We start from the raw sequence: 12271 nt of genomic DNA, 5'->3' as shown, positions 1-12271 counted from the left end.
CTCCGGCGGCGCCGGCGTCCATCGGGGCACGTGTCGCCCCCGGCCCCTGCGGGTACGACGGGCCCATGGTGGTTCGCGTCGCGCAGTACACCCTCGACGTCGTCGATCTCGACCTGATGGCCGGCTTCTGGGCGGCGGCGCTCGGCTACGCCGTCGACGCCGGCGGCGACGGCAGCGCGAAGCTCCATCCCCCGGACGACCGGGTCGGGGCTCCCACCGTCTGGTTGCAGGGCTCCGGCACGCCCAAGCACGGGAAGAACCGGCTGCACCTGGACGTGGTCGCCGACGGCGATCCGGCGGACGAGGTGAGCCGGTTGATCGGGCTCGGCGCCCGGCCCACGGACGTGGGGCAGCGCGGCGACGAGGGGTTCACGGTGCTGGCCGACCCCGAGGGCAACGAGTTCTGCGTGCTGCACCGCTCGCCCCACCGCCGCTGACCCGCGCCGCCCGGGCGGCCCCGGCTCCGCCCGGACCGGCTCAGGCGCCGCCGGTGAGCTTGGCGGCGATGCGCCCGAAGCCCGCCCGCAGCTCGGCCTCGGTGGGCGGGGCGAGGGGCTCCGCCCGGTCGGCCTCCTCGGCCGCCGCCTCCAGTTCCTCGTCGATGGTGTCCTCGAAGTCGCCGTAGAGGTCGGCCTGGTCGAGCTGCGCCGCCTCGTCCTCGGCGGCGACCTGGGCCGCGGCGATCTCGCCCCGGATCTCCTCGGCCGAGACCGCGGGCAGCAGCGGCTCGACCACCGCCATCAGCTGCTCCTCGGCGACGATCGCCTCGGCCAGCGCGAGGGCGTGCGGCCGCTCGTAGGGGCCGCAGACCACCGGCTCCCACTCGTCGGCGTCGCCGAGCGGCCCGAAGGTGATGATCCACGGCAGGCCGAGCATCGGCGAGTCGTCCGGCAGGTCCAGTGTCACGAGTGCGCCCACGCGCCCATCATGGTCCGTCGCGCCGCGGCACCGGGAGGCATTCGCCCCTATTCACCGCCCCCGTGGCTGTCGGGATTCCGCCGCGCCGTCGGCGGTCAGGCGGCGGGAACGCCGACGGCGGCCTGCCAGCGGGCCGACCAGTCCCGTGTCGTCGGCGGCGGCCGGAGCGCGGACGCGCGTCAGCCCGGTCGCGTCGCGTCCAACGCCGCGCGGACCAGGGCCAGCGCCGCCGCGGGCGGCACGCCCAACCGGGCGGCCTCGGCGGCGTAGTCGGCCGCTACCTGCTGCAACCGGTCCGTCGCATCATCGCGCCCGGGTGCGACGAAAGTGCCGTGCCGGCCGCGGGTCTCCAGCAGGCCGGCCGCCTCCAGCTCCCGGTAGGCCCGGGCCACGGTGTTGACCGCCAGCCCGAGGTCGGCCGCGAACCGTCGGACGGTGGGCAGCCGGGTGCCCACCGCCAACCGGCCCGTCCCGATCAGCTCCGCGAGCTGCCCGCGCACCTGCTCGTACGGCGGCACCGCCGAGGCCTGGTCGACCGAGATCCGCACGCCCGCTCCGCCGCTCATCCGGCCCCGCCCGGGGTGCCGGGATCCGTGTCCACGTCCAGGTCGACCGGCGCCGGGCCCTCCGCCAGGTCCACCACCCGACCGCGCGGGCTGGTCGCGGCCAGCGCCGCGCCGAAGAGCACCAGCTGGTTGAGCAGGTAGAGGTAGAGCAGCAGGCCCACGGCGCCCGCCACCACCGTGTACGCCGGGTTCCGCTCGGTGCGCACCACGTAGAAGCGCCCGACGGTGTTCAGCAGCGTGATGCCGACCGCGACCAGCAGCACCACCGGGCGCAGCCGGGACCGGGTCATCCGCAGCCTCGGCACCGCCACCAGCAGCAGGGTGGCCAGCACCGCGTTGACCAGCACGCTGAGCACCGCGCTGACCGTGGTCAGGCCGACCGAGCCGGTGCTGCGCAGCAGGAAGCGCAGCAGCGACTCCAGGGCGTCCACCGCCGCCACCGAGACGCCGAGCAGCACGAAGATGACCAACAGCACGCCCAGGTCGACCAGGCGGCGGACCACCAGGTTGCCCGGTTGCTGGTTGAGCCCGTACATGAGCCGCTGGGAGGAGCGGATCGCCTCCACCCAGCCGATCCCGGTGAACGCCAGGATGATCAGGCCGACCACCCCGACCGTGCCGCTGCTGTCGGCGATCTGCACGGGGTCGAGGAACGGCAGGTTCTCCCGGAGGAAGTCCGCGGCGGCGGCGCTGACCTCGTCGTTGTCCTCCAGGATGGCCCCGAAGATCGAGTACCCGACCAGCGCCAGCGCGAAGACCGCGAAGAAGCCGTAGTAGGCGATCGCGGCGGCCAGCCGCCCGCCCAGCACGTCGTTGTAGAGCACGCCGGCCCGCCACAGGTGGTCGGCGGCGCCCCACCGGCGGCGCGCGGCACTGATCCGGCGGTCGATGCCCGCCTCGATGCGGCCCAGCACGTTCACGCCGTCATCCTCGCCGATCTCCCGCCCCCGCGCCGGCAACCGGCCGCCGGCCCGCACCGGGCGGCGACCACGCGGCGCGGGTCGGCGTCGGTCGTACGGCGTGGGTCGGCGTCGGCGCGGTGGACGCCGTGGTGCTCGTGGCGCACCCGGGCGACCGCTCAGCCGCCCAGCCGGAAGTCCCGGCGCGGCTGCCACCGGGTCTGCCCGCTGTGCGAGAAGAGGGTGAACGCCTCCACCTCGAACATGGCCGAGAAGTCGGCCAGGTCCTCGTACGCCCGGTCCAGCGCCTCCGGTGCGACGTCCTGCGCCACGGTGACGTGCGGGTGGTACGGGAAGCGCGTCTCGCGGTGCAGCTCGGGGGCGGCCCTGATCGCGGCGGCGAGCAGCTCGCACTCGCTGATCCCGGCGGCCACGGCCACGAAGACGACCTGGGTCACCGGCCGGAACGTGCCGGTGCCCCGCAGGTGCAGGGTGAACGGCAGGTGGGCGGCGGCGACCGCGCCGAGGTGCCGTTCCACCGCCGGCAGCGTCGCCACCGGGATCTCGGTCGGCCCGAGCAGGGTCACGTGGGCGGGCACGACCCGCGGGTCGCCGGCCTCGACGCGCCGCCGGGTGAGCATGCCGCCCCACGGCTCCGGGATGTCGACCGCGATGCCGATCTCGATGGTGTCACCGGCGTCCGGCGCCCCGTCCCTGCGATCCACGCTGTCCGTCATCCCTCCGGCCACCGGCTTGTCCGCCCTCACCCGTCGCGCCGGGGCGCTACTCGCCGCGCACCGGCGGGAAGAAGCCCACCCGCTCGTACACGGTGCGCAGCGTCGCGTCGGCGGTCGCGCGGGCCTTCTCCGCGCCGGCGACGAGCAGCTTGTCCAGCTGCGCCGGGTCGTCGAGGTAGGTCCGGGTGCGCTCCTGGATCGGGCCGACGAACTCCCGCACCACCTCGCCGAGGTCCTTCTTCAGGTCGCCGTAGCCCTTGCCGGCGTACGCGGCGACCAGGTCGTCGACGCTGCGCCCGCTCAGGGCCGAGTAGATGGTCAGCAGGTTGGAGATGCCGGGCTTGGTCTCGGTGTCGAAGACGATCTCCCGCCCCGTGTCCGTGACCGCGGAACGGATCTTCTTGGCCGAGCGGGCCGGATCCTCCAGGAGGTTGACGATGCCGGCCGGCGACGAGGACGACTTCGACATCTTCGCCGTCGGGTCCTGGAGGTCGGTGATCTTCGCGGTGTCCTTGACGATGTGCGGCGCGGGCACCGTGAGGGTCGGCCCGAACAGCGAGTTGAACCGCTGGGCAAGGTCGCGGGAGAGCTCCAGGTGCTGACGCTGGTCCTCGCCCACCGGCACGGCGTTGGCCTGGTAGAGCAGGATGTCGGCGGCCTGCAGGATCGGGTAGGTGAACAGGCCGACGCTCGCCCGCTCGCCGCCCTGCTTCTGCGACTTGTCCTTGAACTGCGTCATCCGGCTCGCCTCGCCGAACCCGGTGATGCAGCCCAGCACCCAGGCGAGCTGCGAGTGCTCGGGCACCTGCGACTGCACGAAGACCGTGCTGCGCTCGGCGTCGAGGCCGACGGCGAAGAGCTGGGCGGCCGCCATCCGGGAGCGCTGCACGAGCGTCTTCGGGTCGTGCCCCGCGGTGATCGCGTGCAGGTCGACCACGCAGTAGTAGGCGTCGTGCGTGTCCTGCAACGCCACCCAGTGCCGCACGGCGCCCAGGTAGTTGCCGAGGTGGAACGAGTCGGCCGTCGGCTGGATGCCGGAGAAGACGCGGGGGCGGGCGGGTACGTCGGACATGGCGGCAATTCTGTCAGCAAGACCCGGTGCGCGTCATGACGGGCCGGCGGGTCGGCTCCGCCCCGTCGGTGTCGGGGCGGCGACCTCGCGCCGTGGCTCCGGCAGGCGCCCGGCGGTGACCGTGAGCCGGGCCACCCGTCGCCCCTCCAGCGTGAGCACCCGCAGCAGCCATCCGCCGGACGGGTCGTCGGGTTCCGCGCGGCCGTCGCCGGCCGGGCCGGCGGTCACCGGCACCTCGTCGCCGGCGACCGGGAGCCGGCCCAGCGCGGCCATCACGAAGCCGCCGACGGTCTCGTACGGGCCGGGTGGCAGGCTCACGCCGGTGTGCTCGGCGAAGTCGGCGAGGTTGAGCCGGCCGTCCACCACGGCGGGCAGGCCCGCGTGCACCGGGTCGGGGGCGGTGTCGTACTCGTCGTGGATCTCCCCGATCAGCTCCTCGATCAGGTCCTCCAGGGTGACGATGCCGGCGGTGCCGCCGTACTCGTCGACCACCACGGCGAGGTGGTGGCGTTCCCGGCGCATCTCGCTGAGCGCGGCGAGCACCCGTTTGCTGCCGGGCAGCCGCTTCACCTCCCGGGTCAGCTCGCCGACGGTGGTCCGGGGGTCGAGGTCGGGGTGGAGCAGCACGTCGCGCAGGTGCACGAAGCCGACCACGTCGTCGTGGGTGCCGTCGATGACCGGGTAGCGGGTGTGCGTCTCGGCGCGGACCAGCCGCTCCGCCTCGGCGATGGTGAGCCGGGCGGAGAGGAAGACGACCTCGGTGCGCGGCATCATCACCTCGCGGACCAGGCTCGCGCCCGCGACCAGCACCTCGTCGATGATGCGGCGCTCGACCGGGTCGAGCAGGGTGTTGGCGGCGACCAGGTCGCGCAGCTCCGCCTCGCTGATCCGCTCCCGGCCGGCCGCCGGGCTGGCGCCGAGCAGGGCCGTCACCGCCCGGGTGGCGGCGTCCGCGGCGCGCACCACCATCCGGGCGACGGCCCGGGGCAGCGGCCCCGGCTCGCGGCGTGACCGGCTCCGGGCGCGTCGCCGCGGCCCGGGAGCACCCGCTTCCCGCATGACAGTGATGGTAGACAGCACCGGCCCGACAGGCTGTCCGTGTTCGGGTCTGTTCGAAGTTGGGGAATCATGATGGAATGGCAAGGTCGCCGACGGTGGGCGGTCCCCGCGCGACCGGCCGTAGGGTGATCACGACACGGGCCGCGACCGGGCGGCCAGGCAGGAGGAGACCGACGTGAAACTGCTCGTCACCGGCGGCGCCGGCTTCATCGGCAGCGTGGTGACCCGGATGCTGCTCGACGCCGGCCACGAGGTGGTGGTGCTCGACGACCTGCGCACCGGCCACCGGGAGGCGCTCGCCCCCGACGCGACGTACGTCGACGCGTCCGTCCACGACGCCGCGCGGGTGCTCACCCCCGGTGCGGGCTTCGACGGGGTGCTGCACTTCGCCGCGCTGATCGCCGCCGGCGAGTCGATGACCAGGCCCGAGCTCTACTGGCACGCCAACACGGTCAGCTCCATCGCCCTGATCGACGCCGTCCGGGCCGCCGGCGTGCCCCGCCTGGTCTTCTCCTCCACCGCCGCCGTCTACGGCAACCCCACCGAGCTGCCGATCCCGGAGACCGCGGTCAAGGCCCCCACCAACACGTACGGCGCCACCAAGCTCGCCGTCGACATGGCCCTCACCTCCGAGGCGATCGGGCACGGCCTGGCCGCCGTCTCGCTGCGCTACTTCAACGTCGCCGGCGCGTACCTCGACGGCGACGTCGCGCTCGGCGAGCGGCACGACCCCGAGACCCACCTGATCCCGATCGCGCTGGAGGTGGCCGCCGGCCGGCGGGAGAAGCTCCAGCTCTTCGGCGACGACTACCCGACCGTCGACGGCACCTGCGTGCGCGACTACATCCACGTCGCCGACCTGGCCCGCGCCCACCTGCTGGCGCTCGACGCCGCGACCGCCGGCCAGCACAGGATCTACAACCTGGGCAACGGCAACGGCTTCACCAACCGGCAGGTGGTCGACGTGGTCCGCGAGGTCACCGGGCACCCCGTGCCGGTCGAGGTGGCGCCGCGCCGCGAGGGCGATCCCGCCGAGCTGGTCGCGTCGTCCGCGCTCGCCCGCGAGGAGCTGGGCTGGGTGCCGCAGAAGCCGACCCTGCCCGACATCGTCACCGACGCCTGGGCCTTCTACCGCACGCACGTCGTGGGGCCGCGATGACCGACGACGTCGCGACCCGCGCCACCGCCGGCTTCCGTTCGGCGTACGGCGAGCCGCCCGCCGGCCACTGGGCGGCTCCCGGGCGGGCGAACCTCATCGGCGAGCACACCGACTACAACGACGGCTTCGTGCTCCCCTTCGCCCTGCCGCTGCGCACGGTGGTGGCAGCCGCCCCGCAACCCGGCGACACCTGGACGGTCTGCTCGGAGCTCACCGGCGAGACGGTCACCTTCGGCGCCGACGAGCTCGCCGGGCCCGGCCGCGTCGACGGCTGGGGGGCCTACGTGGCAGGGGTCGTCTGGGCGCTGCGGGAGGCGGGGCACGCGGTGCCCGGCGCGCGCCTGGCGATCGCCTCCGACGTGCCGCTGGGCGCCGGGCTCTCCTCCTCGGCGGCGCTGGAGGCCGCCGTGCTGGCCGCCCTGGTCGACCTGGGCGGGCTGGACCTGCCCGCTGAGCGGCGGCCCCGGCTGGCCCAACGCGCGGAGAACGACTACGTGGGCGCGCCGACCGGGATCATGGACCAGTCGGCGGTGATCCGGTGCCGCGCCGGGCACGCGCTGTTCCTGGACTGCCGCGACGAGTCCGTCGAGCAGGTCCCCTTCGACCTGGACGCCGCCGGCCTCGCCGTGCTGGTCGTCGACAGCCGGGCCCCGCACCGGCACGCCGACGGCGAGTACGCCGCCCGCCGGGCCTCCTGCGAGCGGGCGGCCGGGCTGCTCGGCGTCGCGGCGCTGCGGGACGTCCCGGCCGACGGGCTGGCCGACGCCCTCGCCCGACTCGACGAGGACGAGACCCGCCGCCGGGTACGGCACGTCGTCACCGAGAACCAGCGGGTGCTCGACACCGTCGCGCTGCTGCGCGCCGGGCGGGTACGCGAGATCGGCCCGCTGCTGACCGCCTCGCACGCCTCGATGCGGGACGACTTCGAGATCACCGTCCCGGAGATCGACACGGCCGTCGAGGCGGCCCTGACCGCCGGGGCGCTCGGTGCGCGGATGACCGGCGGCGGCTTCGGCGGCTGCGTCCTCGCTCTCGTCGACGCGGAGCGGGCCGAGGCGGTCGCCGCCGCCGTCACGGCCGCGTACGCCGAGCGGGGCTTCGCCGCGCCCGGCCACGTCACCGTCCTGCCCGGCGCGGGCGCGACCCAGCTGGACTGACCACGGTGGGCGGTCACCCGCCCACCGTGGGGGTCACTGCGCCTCGACGATCATCCCCGCGCCGACCGTACGGTTGGTGGCCTCGTCGATGATCACGAAGCCGCCGGTGGTGCGGTTGCGGCGGTACTCGTCCGCGAGCAGCGGGACGGTGGTCCGCAACCGCACCCGGCCGATCTCGTTGAGCCTGAGCCCGTCGGCGGACTCGTCGCGGTGCAGCGAGTTGACGTCCAGCCGGTAGTGCAGCCCGCGCACGATCGCCCGCGCCGAGCGGGTGGTGTGCTTGACGGCGTACCTGCCGCCGACCTGGAGCGGACGGGTCTCGTCCATCCAGCACACCATCGCCTCGATGTCCTGGGACACCGCCGGGGCGTTGTTCGGACGGCAGATCATGTCGCCCCGCGAGATGTCGATCTCGTCTTCCAGCCGTACGGTCACCGACATCGGCGGGAACGCCTCCGCGACCGGCCCGTCGGCGGTCTCCACGGCGGTGATCCGGCTGGTGAACCCGGACGGCAGCACCATCACCTCGTCGCCCGGCTTGAGCACGCCGGAGGCGACCTGGCCGGCGTAGCCCCGGTAGTCGGTGACGGTGGTCGACTGCGGGCGGATCACGTACTGCACCGGGAACCGGACGTCGACCAGGTTGCGGTCGCTGGCGATGTGCACCCGCTCCAGGTGGTGCAGCAGCGACGGGCCCTCGTACCAGGGCATGTTCTCCGACCGGGAGACGATGTTGTCGCCGCGCAGCGCCGAGATCGGCACCACCGTCAGGTCGGGCACGTCGAGCTTCGCGGCGAACGCGGTGAACTCGTCCGCGATCCGCTCGAAGACCTCCTGCGACCAGTCGACCAGGTCCATCTTGTTGACGCAGAGGACCAGGTGCGGCACCCGCAGCAGCGAGCAGAGGAACGCGTGCCGGCGGGACTGCTCGACCAGGCCCTTGCGGGCGTCCACCAGGATCAGCGCCAGGTCGGCCGTCGACGCCCCGGTGACCATGTTCCGGGTGTACTGGATGTGCCCCGGGGTGTCCGCGATGATGAACTTCCGCCGGGGGGTGGCGAAGTAGCGGTACGCCACGTCGATGGTGATGCCCTGCTCGCGCTCGGCCCGCAGGCCGTCGGTGAGCAGCGCCAGGTTGGTGTACTCGTCGCCCCGGGCGGCGCTGACCGCCTCGACGGCGGCGAGCTGGTCGGTGAAGAGCGACTTCGTGTCGTAGAGCAGCCGGCCGATCAGGGTCGACTTGCCGTCGTCGACGCTGCCGGCGGTGGCGAAGCGCAGCAGGTCCATCGGCCTGCCGGGCGTCTCGGTGGCCGCGGGCGCCACGGTCTCGGTGGTCATCAGAAGTAGCCCTCCCGCTTGCGGTCCTCCATGGCGGCCTCGCTGACCCGGTCGTCGCCCCGGGTCGCGCCGCGCTCGGTGATCCGGGTGGCGGCGACCTCCTCGATGACCTTCTCGACCGTGTCGGCGTCGGAACGGACCGCCGCCGTGCAGGACGCGTCGCCCACCGTCCGGTAGCGCACCCGTTCCTTGAACCGGTCCTCGCCCGCCCGGGGACGGAAGAACTCGTTGACCGCGTAGAGCATCCCGTCGCGCTCGACTACCTCGCGCTCGTGGGCATAGTAGATCGACGGCAGGGCGATGCGCTCGCGGGCGATGTAGTGCCAGACGTCCAGCTCGGTCCAGTTGGACAGCGGGAAGACCCGGATCGACTCGCCCGGGTGGTGGCGGCCGTTGTAGAGCGACCACAGCTCCGGGCGCTGGTTCTTCGGGTCCCACTGGCCGAACTCGTCGCGGAAGCTGAACACCCGCTCCTTGGCGCGGGCCTTCTCCTCGTCGCGGCGGGCGCCGCCGAAGAGCGCGTCGAACCGGTGCTTCTCCACCGCCTCCAGCAGCACCGGCGTCTGGATCCGGTTGCGCATCCCGTCGGCCGACTCCCGCACCAGCCCGCTGGCCAGCGCCTCCGGCACGCTCGCCACCACCAGTTGCAGCCCCAGCTCGGCGACCCGCTGGTCCCGGTACTCCAGGACCTCGGGGAAGTTGTGCCCGGTGTCCACGTGCATGACCGGGAACGGGATGTTGGCCGGGGCGAACGCCTTCTGGGCCAGCCGGAGCATCACGATCGAGTCCTTGCCGCCCGAGAAGAGCAGCACCGGCCGCTCCATCTCGGCGACCACCTCGCGCATCACGAAGATGCTCTCGGCCTCCAGCGCGTCGAGGTGCGACACCTGGTAGGCGGCGGGGGCGGTCATGACACGGGCTCGCTTCGCTCGAATCCGCTCATCGTATTCCAGACCTTTCCGGTCGGGCATGCCAAGAAGTGCCGATCAGGCTACCCGGAATGACGCTGCAACGCTGCAAGCAACCGACTGGCGAGATCCTTGCGGCAGACCAGCAGGTCCGGCAGGCGCGGATCCGCCTCGTTGTATCTCAGCGCAGAACCGTCGATCCGGGAAGCGTGCAGTCCGGTGGCCGTCGCCACAGCGACCGGCGCGGCCGAGTCCCACTCGTACTGGCCGCCCGCGTGGATGTAGGCGTCCACCTCGCCGGTGACCACCGCGGCGATCTTCGCCCCGGCCGAGCCCATCGGCACCAGGTGCGCCCCGACGTCCTCCGCCAGGTCGGTCAGGAACACCGGCGGCCGGCTGCGGCTCGCCGCCAGGCGGATCGTCCGCCCGCCGGGGGCCGCCGCCGCCTCCAGGGTCAGCGGCGGGTACGCCGGCGGATAGTCGGTGCCCAGCACCCGTTGCTGCGCCGGCAGCCCCACCGCGCCCGCCACCAGCCCGTGCGGCGTCGGCGCGTTGCGCGCCCAGAGCGCCACGTGCACCGCCCAGTCCGAACGGCCCTCCTCGGAGAACTCCCGGGTGCCGTCCAGCGGGTCGATGATCCACACCCGGTCGGCGGTCAGCCGGGACACCGCCTCGGCGTTCACCTCCGCCGCCCACGCCAGCCGCGAACCCTCGTCCTCCTCGGAGAGGACCGCGTCACCCGGCCGCCACTTCGCCAGCTCGGTGCGGATCAGGTCGTGCGAGACCTTGTCGCCCGCCGACTTCAACGCCCCCGCGTCGGCGAAGCCCATCTCGGAGCGCAGGGCCAGCAGCGCCTGACCGGCCCGCGCCGCCAGCCACCGGGCGAAAGCGCCGTCGATCATCGGAGGACTGCCCATGACTCCTGCTCCCGTCGCCTCGCCGTGCTCCACGCCCGGCACGCCGCCGCCGACGACGACCCGCCCCGGCGGTCGCGTCGCGCCGAAAGGCGAAGACTACCGGCCTCCGGCGCCCGACCTGGCGCTCACACCCCGTGGTAGAGGTTCTGCGTCGGCTCCACGCCCCTGGTGATCACCGACTCCACCACATCCGCGGCCCGGTCCACCAGGAACTCCAGCTCCTTGCGCTCGGCCGCGCCGAAATCCGACAGTACGTAGTCCGCCGGATCCTGCCGCCCCGGCGGCCGACCGATGCCGAACCGCACCCGGACGTACTCCTTCGTGCCCAGCGACTTCGACATCGACCGCAGGCCGTTGTGCCCGCCCTCGCCACCGCCGCACTTCACCCGCAGCTGGCCGTAGCCGATGTCCAGCTCGTCGTGCACCGCGACCACCCGGCCCGGCGGCACCTTGTGGAACTGGGCCAGGCCGGTCACCGGCCCGCCGGAGAGGTTCATGTACGTCAGCGGCTTGACCAGCACCAGCTTCGGCCCGCCGAACCCGAGCCGCCCCTCGGCGACCTCGGCCACCGCCCGCTTGTGCCGGCCGAACTTCGCACCGAGCCGGCCCGCCAGCAGGTCGGCCACCATGAAGCCGACGTTGTGCCGGTTGCCGGCGTACTCCCGACCCGGGTTGCCCAGGCCGACCACCAGCCACGGCCCCGTCTCGTCCGTCACGCCCCGCCCCTCCCGCTGCTCGCCGTCACCCGCCCGCCCGGCCACCGATACGCCGACAGGCGCCCCCGACCGCGCGGGGACGCCTGTCGCAACGATGCGGACCGGTCAGGCCTCGGTCTTCGCCTCGGCGGTCTCCTCGCCCTCCGCGGCCGGCGCCTCGGCGGCCTCGGCGGTCTCCTCGCCGACACCGGCCTCGGCCTCCTCGGCGGCCTCCTCGACCTCGGGGAGGGTGGCCTCGAGCTGCTCGGCGGTCGGCGCGGCCGTCACCGAGGCGACGGTCTGCTCCGAGTCGGCGGCCAGTTCGACGCCGGCCGGCAGCTCCACGTCGCCGGCGGTGACCTGGGTGCCGGCCTCCATGCCCTCGATCGAGGCCTCCAGGTGGTCCGGCACCTTGGTGGCGTCGGCGGTGACCGACAGGGTGTCGTGGTCGTGCACGATCAGGGTGTCCTTCGCGGCCTCACCGGTCAGCTGGACCGGGACCTCGACGGTGACCTTCTCGCCCCGGCGGACCAGCAGCAGGTCCACGTGCTCGAAGGTGTCCTTGATCGGGTCACGCTGGATCGCCTTCGGCAGCGCCAGCACCTGGGTGCCGTCGCTGACCTCGATCGCGAAGAGCTGGTTGGCGCCACCCTTGCGGATCGCGGCGGCGAACTCACGGGACGGCAGCGCGATGTGCTTGGGCTTCTCGCCGTGGCCGTAAAGCACGGCGGGCACCTTGCCGGCCCGGCGGGTACGACGGGCACCACCCTTGCCGAACTCGGTGCGGGGCTCGGCGCTGATCTTTACCTCGGACACGGGGAAACTCCTGATGCTTTCGCTGCGGCG

General features: G+C 73.6%; 14 protein-coding genes. 3 read left to right on the top strand and 11 right to left on the bottom strand.

Annotated features, from left to right (window positions below):
* The first annotated feature begins 65 nt into the window (after positions 1–65).
* Complete coding sequence (locus ACLQ22_RS01375; RefSeq protein ID WP_425690690.1) at positions 66–437, top strand: VOC family protein; 372 nt, start codon at positions 66–68, stop codon at positions 435–437.
* Positions 438–477: 40 nt separating this feature from the next.
* Here ACLQ22_RS01375 and ACLQ22_RS01370 read toward each other — a convergent pair whose 3' ends face one another.
* The 6 genes from ACLQ22_RS01370 to ACLQ22_RS01345 all read right to left on the bottom strand — a co-directional run bounded on the left by ACLQ22_RS01370 (position 478) and on the right by ACLQ22_RS01345 (position 5161).
* The gene (locus tag ACLQ22_RS01370) at positions 478–918 is read right to left on the bottom strand and encodes a hypothetical protein (protein ID WP_311413717.1); all 441 of its coding nucleotides are present in this window, start codon (positions 916–918) and stop codon (positions 478–480) included.
* 179 nt (positions 919–1097) lie between these two features.
* The gene (locus tag ACLQ22_RS01365; protein ID WP_425690689.1) at positions 1098–1484 is read right to left on the bottom strand and encodes a GntR family transcriptional regulator; all 387 of its coding nucleotides are present in this window, start codon (positions 1482–1484) and stop codon (positions 1098–1100) included.
* Complete coding sequence (locus ACLQ22_RS01360; RefSeq protein ID WP_425690688.1) at positions 1481–2404, bottom strand: YihY/virulence factor BrkB family protein; 924 nt, start codon at positions 2402–2404, stop codon at positions 1481–1483. The genes ACLQ22_RS01365 and ACLQ22_RS01360 overlap by 4 nt, the downstream gene beginning before the upstream one ends.
* Before the next feature lie 158 nt (positions 2405–2562).
* The gene (locus tag ACLQ22_RS01355; RefSeq protein WP_121396680.1) at positions 2563–3120 is read right to left on the bottom strand and encodes a 2'-5' RNA ligase family protein; all 558 of its coding nucleotides are present in this window, start codon (positions 3118–3120) and stop codon (positions 2563–2565) included.
* Positions 3121–3166: 46 nt separating this feature from the next.
* Positions 3167–4192: a tryptophan--tRNA ligase gene (gene trpS, locus ACLQ22_RS01350; protein WP_425690687.1), complete on the bottom strand. Its 1026-nt coding sequence runs from the start codon at positions 4190–4192 to the stop codon at positions 3167–3169.
* Positions 4193–4225: 33 nt separating this feature from the next.
* Complete coding sequence (locus ACLQ22_RS01345) at positions 4226–5161, bottom strand: hemolysin family protein (RefSeq protein ID WP_425691054.1); 936 nt, start codon at positions 5159–5161, stop codon at positions 4226–4228.
* Positions 5162–5426: 265 nt separating this feature from the next.
* Between ACLQ22_RS01345 and galE the strand changes: the two genes are divergently transcribed.
* The gene (galE, locus tag ACLQ22_RS01340; RefSeq protein ID WP_425690686.1) at positions 5427–6410 is read left to right on the top strand and encodes a UDP-glucose 4-epimerase GalE; all 984 of its coding nucleotides are present in this window, start codon (positions 5427–5429) and stop codon (positions 6408–6410) included.
* Positions 6407–7567 carry a galactokinase gene (galK, locus tag ACLQ22_RS01335; protein ID WP_425690685.1) on the top strand — a complete coding sequence of 387 codons (1161 nt, stop codon included), beginning with the start codon at positions 6407–6409 and terminating at the stop codon, positions 7565–7567. The genes galE and galK overlap by 4 nt, the downstream gene beginning before the upstream one ends.
* Positions 7568–7600: 33 nt before the next feature.
* Here galK and ACLQ22_RS01330 read toward each other — a convergent pair whose 3' ends face one another.
* The 5 genes from ACLQ22_RS01330 to ACLQ22_RS01310 all read right to left on the bottom strand — a co-directional run bounded on the left by ACLQ22_RS01330 (position 7601) and on the right by ACLQ22_RS01310 (position 12241).
* Positions 7601–8905 (bottom strand): sulfate adenylyltransferase subunit 1, encoded by a 1305-nt coding sequence (locus tag ACLQ22_RS01330; RefSeq protein ID WP_425690684.1) that lies wholly within the window; start codon positions 8903–8905, stop codon positions 7601–7603.
* Positions 8905–9816, bottom strand: coding sequence for a sulfate adenylyltransferase subunit CysD (gene cysD / locus ACLQ22_RS01325; protein WP_425690683.1), 912 nt, complete (start codon positions 9814–9816; stop codon positions 8905–8907). Before cysD ends, ACLQ22_RS01330 begins: the two co-directional genes overlap by 1 nt.
* Positions 9817–9896: 80 nt before the next feature.
* The gene (locus tag ACLQ22_RS01320; RefSeq protein WP_121396687.1) at positions 9897–10730 is read right to left on the bottom strand and encodes an inositol monophosphatase family protein; all 834 of its coding nucleotides are present in this window, start codon (positions 10728–10730) and stop codon (positions 9897–9899) included.
* 125 nt (positions 10731–10855) lie between these two features.
* A complete protein-coding gene (pth, locus tag ACLQ22_RS01315; RefSeq protein WP_416607065.1) occupies positions 10856–11446 on the bottom strand; it encodes an aminoacyl-tRNA hydrolase in 591 nt (196 codons plus the stop codon).
* A gap of 105 nt (positions 11447–11551) precedes the next feature.
* Positions 11552–12241 carry a 50S ribosomal protein L25/general stress protein Ctc gene (locus ACLQ22_RS01310; RefSeq protein ID WP_425690682.1) on the bottom strand — a complete coding sequence of 230 codons (690 nt, stop codon included), beginning with the start codon at positions 12239–12241 and terminating at the stop codon, positions 11552–11554.
* Positions 12242–12271 lie beyond the last annotated feature (30 nt).

The sequence above is a fragment of the Micromonospora sp. DT178 genome (assembly GCF_049841695.1).
Lineage (GTDB): Bacteria > Actinomycetota > Actinomycetes > Mycobacteriales > Micromonosporaceae > Micromonospora.
Note: the sequence above shows the minus strand (reverse complement) of the source record. Positions and strands in the feature narration are given on the sequence as shown.